Origin of the sequence: Micromonospora sp. NPDC005257, assembly GCF_042872445.1 — a bacterium.
Taxonomy (GTDB): Bacteria; Actinomycetota; Actinomycetes; order Mycobacteriales; family Micromonosporaceae; genus Micromonospora.
Genome location: NZ_JBIAKL010000005.1, coordinates 321,080 through 340,425 on the forward strand (window position 1 = coordinate 321,080; position 19,346 = coordinate 340,425).

Sequence of the window (19,346 nt, forward strand, 5' to 3'; positions counted from 1 at the left end):
TGCGGGATCAGGGGGCGCCGAGCGGACCCCTTGCGCCCCCGGCCGGACCGGCGGACGGTGACTCACGTCACAGGGATGGAGTTGAGCGGAATAGACTCAACTCTGGTTGTGTCATGTCCAGTGGACACGCCGATCCGGGGGAGCCCATGAACACGGAACGTCTCACCACCAAGAGCCGCGAGGCCATCACCGGTGCCGTCGCGCTGGCGAACCAGCGCGGTCACGCCACCGTGGAGCCCTGGCACCTCCTGCTGTCACTGCTGGAAACCGAGGGTTCGACCGCCGCAGGTCTGCTGCGTGCTGTCGGGGCCGACCCGGCCGAGCTGCGCCGCGTCGCGCTGCGTTCGGTCGACGCGCTGCCCGCCGCCCGCGGGTCGAGCATCGCCGAGCCGACGCTGGCGCGCGAGTTCGTCAACGCCATCGGCGCCGCCGAGCAGATCGCGCGGCCGCTGGGCGACGAGTACACCTCCACCGAGCACCTGCTGGCCGGGCTGGCCCGGGTCGGCGGCGCGGTCTCGGTCGCACTGAAGAACTCCGGCGCCACCGAGGAGAACCTGGTCGCCGCGTTCCCCACCGTCCGGGGCGGGGACCGCCGGGTCACCACCGCCGACCCGGAGCAGACCTACCAGGCCCTGGCCAAGTACGGCGTGGACCTCACCGCCAGCGCCCGCGACGGCAAGATCGACCCGGTGATCGGCCGGGACTCGGAGATCCGCCGGGTGATCCAGGTGCTGTCCCGGCGTACCAAGAACAACCCGGTGCTGATCGGCGAGCCGGGCGTCGGCAAGACGGCGATCGTGGAGGGCCTGGCCCAGCGGATCGTGGCCGGCGACGTGCCGGAGTCGCTGCGGGACAAGAAGCTCGTCTCGCTCGACCTCGGCGCGATGGTGGCCGGCGCGTCGTACCGGGGCCAGTTCGAGGAGCGGCTGAAGTCCGTGCTGGAGGAGATCAAGAACTCCGACGGCCAGGTCATCACGTTCCTCGACGAGCTGCACACCGTGGTCGGCGCGGGCAAGGGCGAGGGCTCGATGGACGCCGGCAACATGCTCAAGCCGATGCTGGCGCGCGGCGAGCTGCGGATGGTCGGCGCGACCACGCTCGACGAGTACCGCGAGCACATCGAGAAGGACCCCGCGCTGGAGCGGCGCTTCCAGCCGGTGCTGGTCGGCGAGCCGACCATCGAGGACACCATCGGCATCCTGCGCGGGCTCAAGGAGCGCTACGAGGTGCACCACGGCGTACGGATCACCGACGCCGCGCTGGTGGCCGCCGCCGCGCTCTCCGACCGGTACATCACCGACCGGTTCCTGCCGGACAAGGCGATCGACCTGGTGGACGAGTCCGCGTCCCGGCTGCGCATGGAGATCGACTCGCGGCCGGTGGAGGTGGACGAGATCGAGCGGGCGGTACGCCGGCTGGAGATCGAGGAGATGGCGCTGGCGAAGGAGCCGGACGCCGCCTCCGCCGAGCGTCTGGAGCGGCTGCGCAAGGAGTTGGCCGACAAGCGTGAGCAGCTCACCGCGCTCTCCGAGCGCTGGCAGACCGAGAAGAGCCACATCACCAAGCTCTCCACCGCCAAGGAGGAGCTGGAACGCCTCGGCGGCGAGGCCGAGCGGGCCGAGCGCGACGGCGAGCTGGAACGCGCCGCCGAGCTGCGGTACGGCCGGATCCCCGCGCTGCGGGCCGAGCTGAAGCAGGCCGAGGAGGAACTGGCCCGGCTCCAGGCCGACGGCGCCATGCTCAAGGAGGAGGTCGGCGCGGACGACATCGCCGCCGTGGTCGCCTCCTGGACCGGCATCCCCGCCGGGCGGCTGCTGGAAGGCGAGACGGCCAAGCTGCTCCGGATGGAGGAGTCGCTGCGGGCCCGCGTGGTCGGCCAGGCCGAGGCGGTCGGCGCGGTCTCCGACGCGGTACGCCGCGCCCGGGCCGGTGTCGCCGACCCGGACCGCCCGACCGGCAGCTTCCTGTTCCTCGGCCCGACCGGTGTCGGCAAGACCGAGCTGGCCAAGGCCCTCGCCGAGTTCCTCTTCGACGACGAGCGGGCCATGGTCCGCATCGACATGAGCGAGTACGGCGAGAAGCACTCCGTGGCCCGCCTGGTCGGCGCCCCGCCCGGGTACGTCGGCTACGAGGAGGGCGGCCAGCTCACCGAGGCGGTACGCCGCCGCCCGTACTCGGTGATCCTGCTGGACGAGGTGGAGAAGGCGCACCCGGACGTCTTCGACGTGCTGCTCCAGGTGCTCGACGACGGCCGGCTCACCGACGGTCAGGGTCGTACCGTGGACTTCCGCAACGCGATCCTGATCCTCACCTCGAACCTGGGCTCGTCGGTCATCAGCGACCTGACGCTGACCGAGAACGAGCGCCGGGAGGGTGTGCTGGCGGTGGTCCGGTCGCACTTCAAGCCGGAGTTCCTCAACCGGCTCGACGACATCGTGGTGTTCGCCGCGCTCCAGGGCGAGGACCTGCGGTCGATCGTCGACATCCAGCTCGACCGGATGCGAACCCGTCTTGCGGACCGCCGGCTGGGCCTGGAGACCACCGACGCGGCCCGGACGTGGCTGGCCGAGCACGGGTACGACCCGATCTACGGTGCCCGCCCGCTGCGCCGGCTGGTGCAGTCGGCGATCGGCGACCAGCTCGCCAAGGCGCTGCTGGCCGGTGACATCCGTGACGGCGACACGGTCCGCGTCGACCTGTCCGACACCAAGGAGTCCCTGGCGGTGACCGCCGCCTGACCCACCCCACCCCGCGAAGGCCCGGCCCTCCAGGCCGGGCCTTCCGCCATGAGGGCCGGAGCGGGAGGGGTGACGGGTCGGCGGGGTGGGCACATAGTGGGGCATGAGCGGGACGTGGGAGCGGGAACTGGACGAGGCGGCGCGGGAACTCGACGGCGCGGACACCCTCGCCTTCGGCGGGGTGGGGCTGGCGGGGCAGATCCTGCCCGCGACCGAGGCGTACCGGCGGCTTGAGCAGGGGTTGCGTGAGCACCCGGAGGCGGCCCGCAAGCGGATCGACAGGTTGCTCCGCAAGGGTTCGCCGGCCGGCCGGGCGTACGCGGCGACGCTGCTGGAGGCGGTCGACCCGGCCGCCGGGCGGGCGGCGTGGACCCGGCTGCGCGACCACGACGGCGAGTTCACCACGTTCTCCGGCTGCCTGATGGGCCGGGCCACGCTGGGCGAGTACGCGGCCGACCGGCTCGCCGGCCACGTCGGTAACTGAGCGGATACTCAGCGTCCAGGACTTCAGCAGGCGTGCGTGCGGTTGTTACCGTTCCCGCCGAGCACCTTGGGGAGGCGGCTGTGAACGGTTCAGTGGCGTGGCTGGTGACGACGCTCGGGTGCCTGGTCGGGGTGGCCGGTGTGGTGATCGCCGTGATTGCGATGCGGAAGTCCCGGTCCGCGTCCGACCCGAAGACGAAGGCGGCGCCGGGTGACCCGTTCCGGGACCGGGACGCCGACGCGCTGCGCGGCGACCCGCGCGGGCTCAAGCCCGGCGACATCGTCGAGATCCGCGCGGTGCCGTACACCGTGCGCGGCTCGGTGCACCTGGTCGAGGGCGGCTGGAGCTGGGCGGAGCACCTGCTCGACGACGCGGGCGGGGTGAAGCGCTGGCTCTCCGTCGAGGCCGACCCGGATCTGGAGCTGGTGCTCTGGACCAGCGAGCCGGGGGCCACCGTGACGCCGGGTGCCCCGACGTTGGAGATGGCCGGCCGCCGCTACAACTGGGACGAGTCCGGCCAGGCCCGGTACACCGCGACCGAGGGCACCGGCCTCGATCCGCGCGGCACCATGCGCTATCACGACTACCAGGCGCCCGGCGGCGCGCGGCTGTCGTTCGAGGCGTACGGGGAGTCGGGCTGGGAGGTCAACCTCGGCGAGGAACTGCGCCGCGCCGAGGTGATGATCTACCCGCAGGGTGGCCCGGAAACGGTGCGCTGACGTGCTCGTCTGCCTGGACGCGCCCTACGTCGACACCAGCGCCGCCGACCTGAGCCTGGCCCTCGGCGGCCCCGAGCTGCCGGCGCTGGCCGTACGCGACCTCGACCTGCCCGGCCTGCCCCGGCTGCGGCTGCGCCTGCTCGGCGCCTCCCACCAGGTGGTGCTCGGCGGGCTCACCGAGACCGTCGCCTGCCTGCCCGGCCGCCCGCCGCACCTGCCGAACGCCCTGCACGACGAGACGACCGGTTACCGGTTCCTCGCCACGGTGCTCCGGCCGGACGGCGACGGCCTGCGTACCCGGGTCGCGGCGCTGCGCGCCGAGCTGGCCGACGACCCGTACGCGCTGGTCGGGGTCTTCCCGGGCGACGAGGACGCGGTCACCGCGCTCTCCGTCCGGCCCCGCCCGCCGGACGGCGCGCTGGCCTGGCGTACCTGGCACGTCTACCCCCAGACGAACGAGCTGGTCCTGACCGAGACCGTGGTGGAGGAGCTGTGACATACCGACGGTGGTTCGTGGTGGGCGTGGCGGTCGCCGTCGTCGGTGCGCTCATCGCCGCCTTCGCGATCTTCAACGGCAACTTCTCGCCCCGGGGCTACGTGCAGGACACCTTCCGCCGTGCCCCCACGCGGGACATCGGGTCGCAGGCGGTCGCGTACACCTCGAACAAGACGCCGAGCCAGGTGTCCAAGCAGATCACCGACAAGTGGAAGCCGGCCGACCAGTATGTCGACGGCAGCGGCGTCTACCTGCGCTACGACGACGACTCGGTGGTGATCCTCCCGCTCGCGGTGGGATCGGTGATCCTGCTGGAGAGGATGACCACCGCCTATCCCCGCTACCACACCGTCGTCGGCAACAGTTGGGGCTGGGGCCGAGGCAGCACGGTGCGGGGCGGTGGCCCCGGTTCCGGTAAGTAGTCATTCGCTCTATCCCCTCACTCTGGAGTCTTCTGTGGAGAACCTTGTCACCGATCTGCTGGTCACCCTCGCGTACGGCGTGGTCGGCGTCGTCCTGATGGCCGTCGGGTACGTCCTGGTCGATGTGGCCACCCCGGGCAAGCTTCACGAGTTGATCTGGGTCGAGCGCAACCGCAATGCGGCGCTGTTGCTCTCGTCGAACCTGGTCGGGGTGGGCACCATCGTGGTGGCCGCGATCGTGGCCAGCGCCAACGACTGGAAGCTGGGGCTGGTCGGCGCCGCCGCGTACGGCATCCTCGGCCTGGTGATCATGGCGGCGGCGTTCGTGCTGCTCGACGCGGTCACCCCGGGCAAGCTCGGTGAGCTGCTGGTCGACCCGCAGCCGCATCCGGCGGTGTGGGTCTCCGCCACGGTGCACCTCGCCACCGGCGCGATCATCGCAGCCGCGATCATCTGATGAGCAGCACTGCCTCCAAGCACTCGACGTCGCAGGGCACGGGCAAGCTCACGAGTGTGTTGGCCTGGACCCTGGTCGTCGGGTGCCTGGTCGGCCCCTGCGTCATCGGCGTCATCATCGGGTTGAGCGAGGATTCGGACACCTCCGTACCCGCCCCGGCGGACGACGAGCGTTCCGGCGCCGTGCCGATCCTCCGGGCCGCCGCCGACAGCCAGGGCATCTGCTACGGCTGGGAACTGCTCGACCGGTCCGACCAGGTGAGTGTCGGCTCCAACGTCGGTGACGGGACGCCCGTGGCCGACGCGTCCGGCTGCACGCGCTGGATCCAGGTCTCCGCGGAGATCAGATACACCTCGTCCAGCAGCGAGGTGGAGGACTCCGTCATCGTCCGGGTCGAGGGCTCGGACGACATCGAGGTCGCCGACCTGACCGCGATCAGGAGAGGGCTGGGCCGCTTCGGGCTGGACGCGGGCGCGTTCCTCGACGACCCGGGCCAGGCCGTCACCCGGGCCGCCATGATCCTTCCGCTGCTCGCCGCCGAGCGAGGGCTCGCCGAGCCGGCCGCGACGCCGTCCGCCGGCCCGTCCGCCGCCCCGGCCCCGCTGCCCGACGCGGGCAACGACTTTCTGCGGGACCGGTGGGTCCTGCTGCTGGTGACCGCCGGGCTGTTCGCGTTCGCCGCGCTGTTCCTCGCCGTGGGCGTCCGCCAGCGCCGCATCGCCGTCGCGTCGAAACCCGCCCCGCCGGGCGCACCCTTGCCGAAGCGGGGAGCGCCCCTGATCCCGGAGCCCACGAGGCGCCTCGAGATCGCTCCCGCGCGGCGTACCCGGGGCGAGCGGTGACCGCCGACGTGGCCGCGCGGCCGCGGTGGCGCCTGGCCCGCGCGGCGGTCCTGCTCGCGGTCTTCGTCTGCGCGGCCTGTGGCCTGGTGTACGAGCTGGCGCTGGTCGCGCTCGGCAGCTACCTGATCGGTGACACGGTCGGCCAGGCGTCGATCGTGCTCGGCGTGATGGTCTTCGCGATGGGCGTCGGCGCGCTGCTGGCGAAGCCGTTGCAGTCCCGGGCGGTGGTCTCGTTCGCGGTGATCGAGCTGACGCTGGCGCTGCTCGGCGGCCTGTCCGTGCTCGGCCTCTACGCCGCGTTCGCCTGGCTCGATCTGTACGGCCCGGCGCTCGTCGGGACCGCGTTCGTGCTCGGCCTGCTGATCGGCGCGGAGATCCCGCTGCTCATGGTGATGCTGCAACGCATCCGGGAACAGTCCGCGGGCAGCGCGGTGGCCGACCTGTTCGCCGCCGACTACGTGGGCGCGCTGCTCGGCGGGCTGGCCTTCCCGTTCCTGCTGATCCCGGTCTTCGGCCAGCTCAAGGGCGCGCTCGTGGTGGGCGCGGTGAACGCGGTCGCCGGTGTGGTGCTCGTCTTCACCGTGTTCCGCGCCGAACTCAGCCGGCGGGCGCGGGCCGCGCTGGGCGCGGCCACCGTCGTGGTCGGCCTGCTTCTCGGGTACGCGTGGGTGACCGCCCAGGACTTCGAGGTGACCGCCCGCCAGCAGCTCTACCGTGACCCGGTGGTGCACGCCGAGCGCAGCCGCTACCAGGAGATCGTGCTGACCCGCTCGGTGCGCGAGCCCGGCCACTCCGACACCGACCTGCGGCTGTTCCTCAACGGCGACCTCCAGTTCAGCTCGATCGACGAGTACCGCTACCACGAGGCGCTCGTGCATCCGGCGATGCGCGGGCCGCACGGCGACGTGCTGGTGCTCGGCGCCGGGGACGGGCTGGCCGCGCGGGAGATCCTCAAGTACCCGGACGTGCGTTCGGTGACGCTCGTCGACCTCGACCCGGCGGTGGTCGAGCTGGCCCGCCGCGAGCCGCAGTTGCGCGAGCTGAACCGCGGCTCGCTCACCGACCCCCGCGTACGGGTGCTCAACCTGGACGCGTTCGCCTGGCTGCGTACCGCCACGGACCGCTTCGACGTGGTGATCGCCGACCTGCCGGACCCGGACGAGACGGCCACCGCGAAGCTCTACACGATCGAGTTCTACACGCTGATCCGGCCGGTGCTGGCCCCTGGCGGGCGGCTCGTCGTGCAGTCCGGGTCGCCCTACTTCGCGCCCCGGTCGTACTGGTCGATCGAGCGGTCGATCCGCGAGGCCGGCTTCGCCACCCTGCCGTACCACGTCGACGTGCCGAGCTTCGGCGACTGGGGATTCGTGCTCGCCGCACCCGGTGACGTCGCGCCGGAGCTGGCGCTGCCGGACGACCCGCCGCCGCTGCGCTTCCTCACCCCCGCGGTGCTGGCCGCCGCCGGCACGTTCCCCGCCGACCGGGCCCGCCTGGACGTGCCGGCCTCCACCCTGCTGCGACCGAGGGTGCTGGACTACGCCCGCGAGGAGTGGCGCGGCTACTAGGTTTCGGGACATGCCACCCGAAGCGCTGCGCAACCGACCCGGAATCGGCTGGCTGGTCCGCCGGTTGCCGACCCGGGCGATCGAGGCGGCGTCCTACCTCCAGGGGTTCGTGCTCTCCGGCGTGGTCACCGTGCTGGCCGTACGGGCGTACCTGAAGGCCACCGACTATCCCCAGCTCGGCGGCGGCGGGCTGCACATCGCGCACGTGCTCTGGGGCGGTCTGCTGCTCGCCGTCGGCCTGGGCATCCCGCTGGTCTTCCTCGGCGACGCCTCGCGCAGCGCCGGGGCGGTGGTCGGCGGCATCGGGTTCGGGTTGTTCATCGACGAGGTGGGCAAGTTCGTCACCACCGGCACCGACTACTTCTACGCCCCCGCCGCCGCCATCATCTACGTCGCGTTCGCGCTGCTGGTCCTGCTCATCCAGGCGGTACGCGGGCGCACCGGACGATCCCGGCTGACCCCGGCCGAGCGCACCGCGAACGCGCTGGACATGGTGCTCAGCGGCCTGCCGGGCGGGCTGACCGATCGCCGCCGGGTCGCCGTGCTGCGGCTCGTGCAGGGCACCGGACCGGCCACCGAGACCGCTGTGGCGCGACTGCTGGACGCGGTGCCGCACCGGGAACCGCCGCCGGTGCGGCTCTGGCAGCGGGCGGCGGACCGGGCCCGGCGCCTCGCCGTCTGGGCGGCCGGGCGCCGTTGGCTCATCTGGCCGGTGGTGGTCTACCTGGTGGTGGAGCCGGTGCTCGCCGTGCTGGCGGTGTTCCTCGACGGCGTGACCGGGCACCTGGGCCAGGAACGGGAGTGGGGCGCGATTCTGGGCGTGAGCGCCAGCGCGCTGGTCACCGCCGTGCTCGGCCTGTGGGCCGCCTGGCTGCTGCGCCGCAACCGGGCCGAGGCGTTCCGCCTGTTCAAGCTGGCGCTGCTGGTCGACCTGCTGTTCGGGCAGGTCTTCAACTTCACCGTCAACCAGTTCGGCGCGGTCTCCGCTGTCGCGCTCGATCTCGCGCTGCTCGGCGTGGTCACCGCCGAGCACCGCCGGTTGCGCCGCGCCGTCGAGAAGTAGCCGGTCCAGGGTGCTGAGCTGGTCGGAGATCGCTACGGTGGGGCATCTGATCTAGGAAGGGAGAGTCATGGTCGATGCCTCGGGCACCCCGCCCCGCGCGCGTCCCGGTGTGGTGACGCTTTCCAGTTGGCTGCTCATTCTCGTCGCCGCGATCCAGGTGGTGAACCTGATCGTGGCGCTGACCGTCATCGGCAAGATCCGTGACGTGCTCAGCGACGCGTACGCGGGCACCGGCGCCGAGTCGGTCGGCGACATCGCGTACGCGTTCAGCCTCATCACGGCTGTCGTGTCGCTGCTGATCGCGGCCGGGCTGGTCGTGCTGGCGCTGTTGAACAACAAGGGCAAGAACGGCTCCCGGATCACCACCTGGGCGCTGGGCGGCATCCTGTTCTGCTGCACCGCCGGCGGACTGATCAGCGGCATCTCCGGCGGCATGACGGGCAGCGGCACCACCACCGGTGACGCGCCCAGTCCGGAGGAGATCCAGCGTCGGCTGGAGGACGTGCTGCCGTCCTGGTACACGCCCGTCAACCTGCTGCTGGGCCTGGTCGCGCTGCTCGCCCTGCTGGCCGCGCTGATCCTGCTCGCGCTGCCGCAGGCGAACGAGTTCTTCCGCAAGCCCAAGGCCGGCTGGGAGCCGCCGGTGCCGGGTGGCGCCTACCCGGCGTACCCGGGCCAGTCGGGGGACCCGTCGTACCCGTCGTACCCGCCGGCGCCCGGCACGCCGCCGCCCGGTGGCCAGCAGCAGTTCCCGTCCGGCGGTCAGCCGCAGTTCCCGTCCGGCGGTCAGCCGCCGTCCGCACCCGGCGGCCAGCCGGGTGAGCGCCGCGATCCGGAGCCGCCGTCCGGAAGTTGACCTCCGGATTGCAGCGACGCCGACGATCCCTCCGAGTAGGTTGCAAGCCGACGCCTACCGGAGGGATCAGTCGTGTCGTACCCCGATCGGGCCGCACCCCGTCGGCCGGGCGCCGTCCTCGCCGCGGCGGCGCTGCTGCTGGTGATGGCGGTCGGCGCTGTGGCGTACGCGGTGGTCAACCTGGCCGTCAGCGGCGGCACGGTGGACCGGTTCCGGGTTGCGGCGGCCCAGCGGACCGGCGCGGGCGGCGGCGACATCGACCAGGTGGCCGGCCTGCTGCGCGGCTCCACAGTGCTGGCCGCCGTGCTCGGCGTGCTCGCCGGGCTGCTGCTCCTCGGGCTCGCCCTGGGCCTGCTCGCGGGCCGTTCCGGCGCCCGGACCGGGACCTGGGTGGTCGCCGGTACGGGCCTGCTCTGCGGCTGCTGCGGTCTGGCGGTGCTGGTGGGCCAGCGGGCCGTCCCGCTGCGGCTCGGCACGGACGACCGGGTCACCGCCGACCTGCTGGAACTCGTCGGTGACGCCTACCCGTCGTGGTGGATCCCGGTGAACGCGACGCTGTCGGTGGCGCAGGTCCTCGGCTACCTGGTGGTGGCCGCGCTGCTCACGTTGCCGTCGGCGGGCGCGTTCCTGCGCCACCGCACCGCACCGCTGCGGCTGTCCGGTTACGGGTCGACCGTCTCCGGCACGCAGGCGCCCGGTCCCACGCCCTGGGGCCCGCCCGCCGGCCTGCACGAACCGTCCGCGCCGCCCGCCTCCGCGCCGCCGCCAGGTGGGTTCCCGTCACCACCCGAGGACCCCCGATGACAGGTGACACCCCCTCCCGTCGTCGAGCCCTGATCACCGGCGCCAGCCTGGGCATCGGTGAGGCGTTCGCCCGCCGGCTCGCCGCCGACGGCTGGGACCTCGTCCTGGTGGCCCGCGACGCCGCCCGGTTGGACGCGTTGGCGGCCGAGCTGACCGGCCGGCACGGCGGCGACGTGGAGACGATCGCTGCCGATTTGTCCACGGAGGACGGCTGCGTCGCCGTCGAACACCGGCTGGCCGCTGGTACACCGATCGAGCTGCTTGTCAACAACGCCGGCATCACTCTGAACACGTCGTTCGTCCGGTCGTCGGTGGCGGACGAGTCGCGGCTGGTGCGGCTCAACGTGCTCGCGGTGCTGCGTCTGACCCATGCCGCGCTCGGCGCGATGATCGAACGAGGCCACGGGGCAGTGATTAATGTCTCTTCCGTTGCGGGCTTCGGTGTCCCCATGCCGGGATCCACGTACTCGGCCAGCAAGGCGTGGGTGACGAATTTCAGTGAATCGATCGGCCAGTCCGTCGCGCCGTTCGGCGTTCGTGTGATGGCGCTCTGCCCCGGCTACACACGAACCGGAAATCACGAACGCGCGGGCATCGACATGTCGCGCCTGCCCGCCTGGGCCTGGCTGCGCGCTGACGATGTGGTCGTCGAAGGGCTGCGTGACCTGCATAAAGGTAAGTTCGTGAGTGTCCCGGACTGGAAGTACAAGGTGGCGGTGGCCGGGCTGCGGTACGCGCCGAAGCGCCTGCTGCGCGGCTTCCGGCAGGACACCCGGGGCGCGGTCGGCCGGCAGCGCGGCTGACCAGCGGCGGGCCGCACGCGGCCGGTTCGACGGCCGGCCGGGATGGACGGTCGCACAGCGTAGCCGCTCATCGCCACCGTCCGGTCGCCCGCAGGGTTGACCAGGGCGGACCCGAAGCGCGGCGCGCAGACTTGCGAAGTACGCTCTTGGGCCATGGGCGACCGCGACGACCTGCGCAAATTCATCACTGACCTCGCTGTGGTGCACGGCCGTGTGGTGCTCTCGTCGGGCCGCGAGGCGGACTGGTACGTGGATCTGCGTCGCGTCACGCTCCATCACGAGGCGGCTCCGTTGATCGGTCGGGTCATGCGTGACCTCACCGCCGACTGGGCCTACGACGCGGTCGGCGGGCTGACCCTGGGTGCCGATCCGGTGGCCGCCGCCATGCTGCACGCCTCGGCGGGCGCCGGTCGCGCGGTCGACGCCTTCGTGGTCCGCAAGGAGGGCAAGGCCCACGGTCTTCAGCGGCGGATCGAGGGGCCGGACGTCTCCGGGCGGCGAGTGCTGGCGGTCGAGGACACATCCACGACCGGTGGAAGTGTGTTGACGGCGGTCGAGGCATTGCGTGAGGCAGGGGCCGAAGTGGTGGGTGTGGCGGTTATTGTTGATCGAGGTGCCGGCGGCGCGGTGCGAGCCGCCGGATTGCCCTATCGGGCGGCCTATACGTTGGCTGACCTCGGCCTTGTGGCGTAAAAGTTTGCCGATTCGGATCTGCTGATATGCAGGCGGATCGATGCTGCTGGTGGAAGGATGGAATACGTGGGAACTGCGTTGGCTGAAATGACCATGCCTCAGATCTCGCCGCTTGCCGGCGAGCCGATCGAACGTGCCGACGCCGAGCGGCTCGCGGGGGTCCTCAAGGCCCTCGCGGACCCCGCCCGGCTGCGGCTGCTCAGCCTGATCCAATCGGCTCCCGAGGGGGAGGCGTGCGTGTGTGACCTCACCGCGCCGCTCGGCCTCTCGCAGCCGACGGTCAGCCACCACCTGCGTATCCTCACCGAGGCCGGCTTGCTGGAGCGGGAGAAGCGCGGGGTCTGGGCGTACTACCGGCTGGTGCCGTCCGCGATCGCCACGGTCGCGGATCTGCTCACCCCGCCGCGGAAGCGGGCCACGAAGAAGGCTCGCTGAAACCTTCCGGGCCGACCCGATCGAGGGTCGTCCCGACCGGGTGACCGGTGGCGTGCGAGGGGTGGCGCCATCAGCGCGCGGGTGACGGCTGTCGTCGTTCCGTGTGACCCGGCTGGAGCAGTGATGTCCGAAGGCCGGTCCTCGTCAGAGGGCCGGCCTTCGGCGTCCGTACGTGCTCAGCGCCGGTGCTGGCCGCCGTCCCCGGGCCGGTGCTCCTCGATGCCCTCCCGGGCGGCCTCCACAGTGCCGGCCACTGTCGCCGCGGTGATCACCGCGACCGCCTCGCCGCGCTTGCGTGCCCGCCGGTCCCGCAGGAACTCGAAGAAGATCGGCAGTACCGAGATCACGATGATCAGCGCGACCACCGGCAGGATGTACCTGTCGATCTTGTCGCCGATGGCGTCGTAGATCTGCCGGGCCAGCAGGTAGCCGATCAGCAGGATGCCGTCCACCCAGAGGACCGCCCCCACCACGTTCCACACGAAGAACTGGCGGGCCGGCATGCCGAGCACCCCGGCCACCGGGTTGAGGAACGTCCGCACGATCGGGATGAAGCGGGCCAGCACCACGGCCTTCGCCGGGCCGAACTTCTGGAAGTAGTACTCCGCCTTCTCCACGTACTCCCGCTTGAACAGGCGGGAGTTGGGCTTCTCGAACATGCGGCGGCCGTACCGGGCGCCGAGCCAGTGCCCGAGCTGGGCGCCGGCGATGGCGCAGAGCGGACCGCCGATCATCAGCCCGGCCAGGGACAGCCGCGTGCCGTCGCCGAAGATGGCGTCGGCCACCGGGGAGGCGGCCACCCCGGCCAGGAACAACAGCGAGTCGCCCGGGAAGAAGAAGCCGACCAGCAGCCCGGTCTCGGCGAAGAGGATCACCCAGACGCCGATCATGCCGAAGGTGTGGATGAGGTCCTTCGGGTCGAGCGGGTTCAGCGCCACGCTCTCGGAGAACATCCGCGTCTTCTCTGCTGTGTCCACGGCCACACAGGGTACTCCGGCCCGGTCCCCTCCCGCCGACGACCGTGGCCCGCTACCTCGAAGCCGTGATGCCGCCGCGATGAGCTGCCGGTGAACGCGCGATGGCGGCGCCTGCCACGGTTCTCGCACGCAGGTACCGGAGCATCCGGGACCGGAAGGGGAAACTGTCATGAGGGCACGCATCCGAACCATCGTCGCGACCCTGGGCATCGCGGTGACGGCGGCGCTCGCCGTACCGTCGCCGGCCAGCGCCGTGCCTCTCCCGGGCGAGGAGACGCCGACGGGCGCGGGCATCCCCCTCTCCAAGCTGCTGCAGAGCGGCTGCGGATCGGCCTGCGACCAGCGCGACCCGCAAACCTTCAAGATTTACTACGACGGGTCGAACTACGCCACCTGCGCCACCGGCCGGAGCGGGAAGAACGAAGCGGCGTACGACATCGACAGCATCTGGTTCGCCAGCGGCACCATCACGCTGCGCTACAGCCCCATGTGCCAGACGGTCTGGACCCGGCGGAGCGGAAACATCTACCCGGTCACGAAGAGCTACTACATGAACGGCTCCAAGCGGACCGAGGCCAGAGGGCCGCTGTCCGGCACCAACTGGACCGCGATGCTGAACGACGCCGGCCTGCTCGGCCAGAGCTGCGCGAGCGACGGCCCGGCGGTCGGCTGCACGGTCAAGTACTGATCCCTGTGGGGCCGGCGGTGCCACCGCCGGCCCCACCGACCGATCGCCTACAACCTCGGGTCGACCGGCTCGGACTCGCAGGCGAGGATCGCGAACACCAGCTCGTGGCGGCGCCACAGCGGGGCGTCCTCGGCCAGCGCGTCCAGGGCGGCCAGACCCAGACCGTGCTCCCGCAGTGCCATCCCGCGCTTGCGGCCGAGCGATCGGCGGCGCAACGCGGCGAGCTGAGCCGGGTCGGTGTACCCGGGACCGTAGATGATCCGCAGGTACTCCCGCCCACGGCACTTGATGCCCGGCTGGAGCAGCGAGCCCTTCGGTGAGCGGGCGGCCAGGCCCGCGTACGGCTTGACCACCATGCCCTCGCCGCCGGCCGCGGTGAGCGCCAGCCACCACTCGGTGGCGTCGGCCACCGCCGTCTCGTCGGCCAGGTCCACCACCCGCCGCCGGGTCGGCGTGAAGAACTCCGGGTCGGCGGCGCAGAGCCGGTCGGCAAGCGCCAGATGCCAGCCGTGGTCGCGGTCGGCGTAGCTCGCCCCGGCCCCGGCCAGCACCGCGAACGGCGCCAGCGTCACTCCGCGCAGGCCGTCGGTCGGCCGGACGTACGCCCGGTAGGCCGCCGAGTAGGCGGTGACCTCGGCGGCCCGCCCGGCCATCCGGTCGCGCAGCCCGGCCACCGGCAGCCCGCGCCCGGCGGCGGTGTCCAGCGCGGCGAGCACCGCCGGCAACGCGGCCCGCCCGGCCGCGCCGACGCTCGCGTACTGCTCGCGGATCAGCCCGCCCGCCTTCGCCGACCAGGGCAGCAGCTCGGTGTCGAGCAGCAGCCAGTCGGTGTCCAGCTCGGCCCAGAGGCTGGCGGTACCGATCGCTGCGCGCACCCGGGTCAGCAGCTCGTCGTGCAGCGGCGGGTCGAAGAACGGCCTGCCGGTACGCGTGTGCACCACCCCGCCCTCGAATCGGCCCGGCTCCCGCTCCACGAGCACCACCGCCCGCGAGCCCATGTGCTTCTCCTCGCAGACCACCCGCTCCACGCCCGCGCTGCGGTAGTCGGCGAACGCCTCGGCCGGGTGCTCCAGGAAACCGTCCACGCTCGACGTGGAGCAGGGCGCCATGGTCGGCGGCAGCCACACCAGCCGGCCCGGGTCGATCGCGAACCGGCTCATCACCTCCAGCGCGGCGGCGGCGTTCTCGGCCGGCACGGTGAGCGACCCGTACGCGTGGGTGAGGTGCCGTCGCCCGGTCACGTCGGCCAGGTCCAGCACGGTGTCCGGCCGCGCGGGCGCGACCGGGACCAGCGGGCGGGCCGGGGCGTACCACTCCTTCACCGCCGGGACGGCCACCAGCTCCTTCTCCGGGTAGCGCAGCGCGGTGAGCTGCCCGCCGAACACGCAACCGGTGTCCAGGCAGATGGTGTTGTTCACCCACTCCGGCTCGGGCGTCGGCGTGTGCCCGTACACGACCATCGCCGAACCCCGGTAGTCCCGCGCCCACGGGTAGCGCACCGGCAGGCCGTACTCGTCGGTCTCGCCGGTGGTCTCGCCGTAGAGCGCGAACGACCGCACCCGGCCGGACGCCCGCCCGTGGTAGGCCTCCTTCAGCCCGGCGTGCGCCACCACGAGCCCGCCGCCGTCGAGCACGTAGTGGCTGACCAGGCCGTCGATGAACGTCTCCACCCCGGCGACGAACTCCGGCGGCTCGGCGGCGAGCTGCTCCATCGTCTCGGCCAGGCCGTGGGTCAGCCGGACGTCCCGGCCGCGCAGCTTGCGCAGCAGCTTCTGCTCGTGGTTACCCGGCACGCAGATCGCGTGGCCGGCCGCCACCATGCCCATCACCAGGCGGAGCACGCCGGGGGAGTCCGGGCCGCGGTCCACCAGGTCACCGACGAACACCGCGGTACGCCCCGACGGGTGCGCCGCGTCCACCGGGCGGCCCGCGTCGTCGCGGCGCAGCACGTAGCCGAGCCGGGACAGCAGCGCCTCCAGCTCGGTACGGCAGCCGTGCACGTCCCCGACGATGTCGAACGGCCCGGTCAGCTCGCGCCGGTCGTTGAACAGCTTCTCGTAGCGGATCTCCGCGGCGTCGATCTCCTCCACCCCGCGCAGCGCGTGCACCTTGCGGAAGCCCTCGCGGGCCAGCCGCCCGTACGACTGCCGCAGGTCGCGGCGCATCCGGGTGAGCACCTGGCGGCCGTGCGTCCGGTCGACGCGCGCCTCGGTACGCTCCCAGGCCACCGCCTCCGGCACGTCCAGCACGATCGCCACCGGCAGCACGTCGTGCTCCCGGGCCACCCGGATCAGCCCGGCGCGGGCGTGCGGCTGGAGGTTCGTCGCGTCGACCACGGTCAGCAGACCCCGCCGCAGTCGGATGGCGGCGACGTGGTGCAGCGCGTCGAACGCGTCGGTGGACGCGGCCTGGTCGTTCTCGTCGTCGGCCACCAGGCCGCGGAACGTGTCCGAGGAGAGCACCTGGCTGGGCGCGAAGTGCCGCCGGGCGAACGTGGACTTGCCGGAGCCGGAGACGCCAACGAGCGCCACCAGTGCCAGCTCGGGGATGTCCAGGACGGTCATCGGTTCGTCGCCTCCTTCCGGTCGTTGCTGTCGTTCCGGTCGCGCTGGTCGGCCCGGTCGCGCTGACCGGCGCTTTCGGCGCGGGTGAGCACCGCCATCTGGGTCGGCGTGCCCACCTCCGGGTCGTCGTCGCCGACACCGCCGAGGACGGCCGTGTAGCCGTGCGCCGCCGCCACCCGCTCCACCCAGGCGGCGAACTCGGCCCGGGTCCACTCGAACCGGTGGTCCGCGTGCCGGAACCGGTCCGGCCCGAGCCCTTCGTAGCGCACGTTGTACTCGACGTTCGGCGTCGTCACCACCACGGTGCCGGGCCGGGCGTGGCCGAACACCGCGTCCTCCAGCGCGGGCAGGCGCGGCGGATCGAGGTGCTCGATCACCTCCATCAGCACCGCAGCGCCGTACCCCCGGAGCCGGTCGTCCCGGTACGTCAGCGCAGACTGCCACAGCCGGATCCGGTCCCGCTGGCGCTCCGGCAGCCGGTCCAGGCGCAGCCGCCGGGCCGCCATGCCGAGCGACCGGTCGGACACGTCGACGCCCACCACCTCGGTGAACCGCCGGTCGGCGACGAGCGCGGTGAGCAGTGCGCCGCCGCCGCAACCGAGGTCCAGCACCCGGCTCGCGCCGCTGTCCCGCAGCGCGGCGAGCACCGCCTCCCGCCGCCGTACCGCGAGGGAGGCCCGGCGGGCGTCCCCTGCACCGTCGCGCTCGGCCGGGCCGTCGCCGGACGGCTCGATGCTGTCGTCGGCGGACGGCTCGTCGGCCAGCCGCAGCTCGGTGAGACGGGCCATCGCCTCGCCCGCGAGCGCCCGGCGGTGCGCCAGGTAGCGGCGCGTGATCAGGCCCCGCTCGGGATGACCGGCCAGCCAACCGGCGCCCGCGCGCAGCAGCTTGTCCACCTCGTCCGGCGCCACCCAGTAGTGCTTGGCGTCGTCGAGCACCGGCAGCAGCACGTACAGGTGGTTGAGGGCGTCGGCGAGCCGCAGCGTGCCGGTCAGCGTCAGGTCGACGTAGCGGCTGTCACCCCACTCCGGGAACGTCTCGTCGAGCGGGATCGGGGTGGCGGTCACGGTCCAGCCCAGCGGGGCGAAGATCCGTACCGCCAGCTCGGCGCCGCCCCGGCAGCGCAGCACCGGCACCCGTACGGTCAGCGGGATCGCGCTCGCGGCCAGCTCAGGACGATCGCGCGCCTCGCCCCGCAGGGCGGAGCGGAACACCTTCGACAGCGCCGACGAGAGCAGGCTCGACGCCGCGTACGGGCGGTCGTTGACGTACTGCCCGAGCGCGAAGCCCTCCGGCGCGCGGTTCCGGCGTCCGCCGCCCAGCTTCAGCGGATCGACCTCGACCAGCAGCGCCGCGGTGCAGCGCGCCTCGTCCGACTCCGGGTAGAACACATGCGCGGCGCCGGCGGGCAGGTCGAAGCTCTGCACGCGGTCCGGATGCTTCACCAGGAGGTAGCCGAGGTCGGTCGCCGGGCGGTGGGTCGTGGTCAGGGTCAGCAGCACTCGTCGATGATCTCGTTCTTCACCGGCTTCTGTCGTGGGGGTTTCCGGGCAGCCGGCACGCCACCGCAATGTTCCGGCCGCCCGGGACCGTCCATCTATGCGGGACACCCGGGAGGTGCAGTGACGTACGAGGAGTTCGCCGACGCGCGGTTGGGCGCCCTGCTGCGCTACGCGGTCATGCTGACCGGGGATCCGCACCAGGCCCAGGACCTGGTGCAGGAGACCATGGTCCGGGTCCAGCTCAACTGGCGGCGGGTGGCCCGCACCGACGCCCCCGAGCGGTACGTGCGCCGGATGCTCACCAACCAGGCCGCCGCCCACCCGGGGCAGGTGACCGCCCTGCGGTGACCGGGTGCCGGGTCAGCGGTAGTCGTCCTCGTCGGCGGTGACGACACGGGCCTGCTCCATGGCGTCCCAGTCGTCGACCTCCATGCCCCGGTGCGGCTCACTGTCTGTGTCGTCCGGGGTCGCGGCGGTGGCCTGCTCGACCGCGTCGGCCGGCTCGGTCTCCAGATCCCGCTCCTCCGGGGCGAGGTGGTCACTGGGGGCGAAGTCCTCTTCGGGCTGACCCATCGTGCCTCCCTGTTCTCCGTGCGGGCGCTGTCCCCACCACCGTACGGGCTGCTCCGGGCCACCGCAGGGGGGCGGGCGGAACGGCGGAGTCGGCGATTGTCCCGCTCCCGGCGCGCGGCCGGTGCCAGGATGGGAGGCATGGGCTTCCTGATCCGACTGGCGATCACCGCGGTCGCGCTGTGGGTCGCGACGCTGATCGTGCCCGGCGTGGAGGTGAGCGGCCGCGACACCGGCAACAACCTGCTCACCCTGATCGTGGTGGCGCTCGTCTTCGGTGTGGTCAACGCGGTGCTCAAGCCGCTCATCAAGGTGTTCGGCTGCGTCTTCTACCTGCTCACGCTCGGCCTGTTCGCGCTCGTGGTGAACGCGTTGCTGTTCCTGCTGACCGACTGGATCGCCGGGGTGCTGAAGCTTCCGTTCCACGTCGACGGCTTCTGGGCCGCGTTCTGGGGCGCCATCGTGGTCGCGGTGGTGAGCTGGCTGATCAGCGTCGTCGTACCGGACCGGCTGGAGAACAGGTGAGCGGCGTCCGGGCCGGTTGCGCCCCGCTCACACTCCTGCGGGATACTGCCCGCGGTGGACAGCGCGGTCCGGCGCACCCATGGACGTCAGCGACCGGAACGGTCGGCCCCCGGGAACCCCGGGGCCGGAACGGCCGCCCTCCA

Annotated in this window: 21 protein-coding genes; 17 read left to right on the plus strand and 4 right to left on the minus strand. The window is 72.4% G+C overall.

The genetic code is table 11. The features are described 5' to 3' along the window. Positions 1 to 146 precede the first annotated feature (146 nt). From clpB to ACFYO8_RS13815, 14 genes are all read left to right on the plus strand, one after another. Entirely contained in the window at positions 147 to 2,738 is a 2,592-nt protein-coding gene (gene clpB / locus ACFYO8_RS13750; protein WP_355094070.1) for an ATP-dependent chaperone ClpB, read from the plus strand. Between the two features lie 103 nt (positions 2,739 to 2,841). Next, a complete protein-coding gene (locus tag ACFYO8_RS13755) occupies positions 2,842 to 3,222 on the plus strand; it encodes a hypothetical protein (protein ID WP_357708107.1) in 381 nt (126 codons plus the stop codon). A gap of 80 nt (positions 3,223 to 3,302) precedes the next feature. Beyond that, complete coding sequence (locus tag ACFYO8_RS13760; RefSeq protein WP_354866212.1) at positions 3,303 to 3,941, plus strand: DUF4178 domain-containing protein; 639 nt, start codon at positions 3,303 to 3,305, stop codon at positions 3,939 to 3,941. A gap of 1 nt (position 3,942) precedes the next feature. Next, positions 3,943 to 4,437: a DUF2617 family protein gene (locus ACFYO8_RS13765; protein ID WP_355094074.1), complete on the plus strand. Its 495-nt coding sequence runs from the start codon at positions 3,943 to 3,945 to the stop codon at positions 4,435 to 4,437. Beyond that, positions 4,434 to 4,859 carry a DUF4247 domain-containing protein gene (locus ACFYO8_RS13770; protein WP_354866208.1) on the plus strand — a complete coding sequence of 142 codons (426 nt, stop codon included), beginning with the start codon at positions 4,434 to 4,436 and terminating at the stop codon, positions 4,857 to 4,859. Before ACFYO8_RS13765 ends, ACFYO8_RS13770 begins: the two co-directional genes overlap by 4 nt. A 34-nt stretch (positions 4,860 to 4,893) precedes the next feature. Further along, positions 4,894 to 5,316, plus strand: coding sequence for a DUF350 domain-containing protein (locus ACFYO8_RS13775; protein ID WP_354866206.1), 423 nt, complete (start codon positions 4,894 to 4,896; stop codon positions 5,314 to 5,316). Further along, entirely contained in the window at positions 5,316 to 6,158 is an 843-nt protein-coding gene (locus ACFYO8_RS13780) for a hypothetical protein (protein ID WP_387189459.1), read from the plus strand. Before ACFYO8_RS13775 ends, ACFYO8_RS13780 begins: the two co-directional genes overlap by 1 nt. Continuing rightward, positions 6,155 to 7,723 carry a polyamine aminopropyltransferase gene (locus ACFYO8_RS13785; RefSeq protein ID WP_354866203.1) on the plus strand — a complete coding sequence of 523 codons (1,569 nt, stop codon included), beginning with the start codon at positions 6,155 to 6,157 and terminating at the stop codon, positions 7,721 to 7,723. The genes ACFYO8_RS13780 and ACFYO8_RS13785 overlap by 4 nt, the downstream gene beginning before the upstream one ends. A gap of 64 nt (positions 7,724 to 7,787) precedes the next feature. Further along, entirely contained in the window at positions 7,788 to 8,786 is a 999-nt protein-coding gene (locus ACFYO8_RS13790; RefSeq protein ID WP_355094082.1) for a hypothetical protein, read from the plus strand. Positions 8,787 to 8,853: 67 nt separating this feature from the next. Continuing rightward, positions 8,854 to 9,642, plus strand: a complete 789-nt coding sequence (locus ACFYO8_RS13795; protein ID WP_354866201.1) for a hypothetical protein — start codon at positions 8,854 to 8,856, stop codon at positions 9,640 to 9,642. 72 nt (positions 9,643 to 9,714) lie between these two features. Beyond that, positions 9,715 to 10,446, plus strand: a complete 732-nt coding sequence (locus tag ACFYO8_RS13800; RefSeq protein ID WP_354866199.1) for a hypothetical protein — start codon at positions 9,715 to 9,717, stop codon at positions 10,444 to 10,446. Further along, entirely contained in the window at positions 10,443 to 11,249 is an 807-nt protein-coding gene (locus ACFYO8_RS13805) for an SDR family NAD(P)-dependent oxidoreductase (RefSeq protein ID WP_354866197.1), read from the plus strand. The genes ACFYO8_RS13800 and ACFYO8_RS13805 overlap by 4 nt, the downstream gene beginning before the upstream one ends. A 153-nt stretch (positions 11,250 to 11,402) precedes the next feature. After that, positions 11,403 to 11,942 carry an orotate phosphoribosyltransferase gene (gene pyrE, locus ACFYO8_RS13810; RefSeq protein ID WP_354866195.1) on the plus strand — a complete coding sequence of 180 codons (540 nt, stop codon included), beginning with the start codon at positions 11,403 to 11,405 and terminating at the stop codon, positions 11,940 to 11,942. 57 nt (positions 11,943 to 11,999) lie between these two features. Continuing rightward, on the plus strand, positions 12,000 to 12,377 hold the full coding sequence (locus ACFYO8_RS13815) for a metalloregulator ArsR/SmtB family transcription factor (protein WP_354866193.1): 378 nt from the start codon (positions 12,000 to 12,002) through the stop codon (positions 12,375 to 12,377). 176 nt (positions 12,378 to 12,553) lie between these two features. Here the strand turns inward: ACFYO8_RS13815 and ACFYO8_RS13820 are convergent, their stop codons facing one another. After that, positions 12,554 to 13,330 carry a VTT domain-containing protein gene (locus ACFYO8_RS13820; protein ID WP_354866760.1) on the minus strand — a complete coding sequence of 259 codons (777 nt, stop codon included), beginning with the start codon at positions 13,328 to 13,330 and terminating at the stop codon, positions 12,554 to 12,556. A 193-nt stretch (positions 13,331 to 13,523) separates the two neighbouring features. Here ACFYO8_RS13820 and ACFYO8_RS13825 point away from each other — a divergent pair, with 193 nt between their 5' ends. Further along, positions 13,524 to 14,042, plus strand: coding sequence for a DUF2690 domain-containing protein (locus tag ACFYO8_RS13825; protein ID WP_354866191.1), 519 nt, complete (start codon positions 13,524 to 13,526; stop codon positions 14,040 to 14,042). A 47-nt stretch (positions 14,043 to 14,089) separates the two neighbouring features. Here the strand turns inward: ACFYO8_RS13825 and ACFYO8_RS13830 are convergent, their stop codons facing one another. Then, complete coding sequence (locus ACFYO8_RS13830; protein ID WP_354866190.1) at positions 14,090 to 16,606, minus strand: polynucleotide kinase-phosphatase; 2,517 nt, start codon at positions 16,604 to 16,606, stop codon at positions 14,090 to 14,092. Further along, positions 16,603 to 18,108 (minus strand): 3' terminal RNA ribose 2'-O-methyltransferase Hen1, encoded by a 1,506-nt coding sequence (locus tag ACFYO8_RS13835; RefSeq protein WP_354866188.1) that lies wholly within the window; start codon positions 18,106 to 18,108, stop codon positions 16,603 to 16,605. Before ACFYO8_RS13835 ends, ACFYO8_RS13830 begins: the two co-directional genes overlap by 4 nt. A 120-nt stretch (positions 18,109 to 18,228) precedes the next feature. Between ACFYO8_RS13835 and ACFYO8_RS13840 the strand changes: the two genes are divergently transcribed. Then, complete coding sequence (locus ACFYO8_RS13840) at positions 18,229 to 18,456, plus strand: sigma factor (RefSeq protein WP_354866186.1); 228 nt, start codon at positions 18,229 to 18,231, stop codon at positions 18,454 to 18,456. A 12-nt stretch (positions 18,457 to 18,468) separates the two neighbouring features. Here ACFYO8_RS13840 and ACFYO8_RS13845 read toward each other — a convergent pair whose 3' ends face one another. Then, positions 18,469 to 18,681: a hypothetical protein gene (locus tag ACFYO8_RS13845; protein ID WP_354866184.1), complete on the minus strand. Its 213-nt coding sequence runs from the start codon at positions 18,679 to 18,681 to the stop codon at positions 18,469 to 18,471. A gap of 138 nt (positions 18,682 to 18,819) precedes the next feature. On the opposite strand from ACFYO8_RS13845, the gene ACFYO8_RS13850 reads away from it, so the two are divergent. Then, a complete protein-coding gene (locus tag ACFYO8_RS13850; RefSeq protein ID WP_354866182.1) occupies positions 18,820 to 19,203 on the plus strand; it encodes a phage holin family protein in 384 nt (127 codons plus the stop codon). The last annotated feature ends 143 nt before the right edge of the window (positions 19,204 to 19,346 follow it).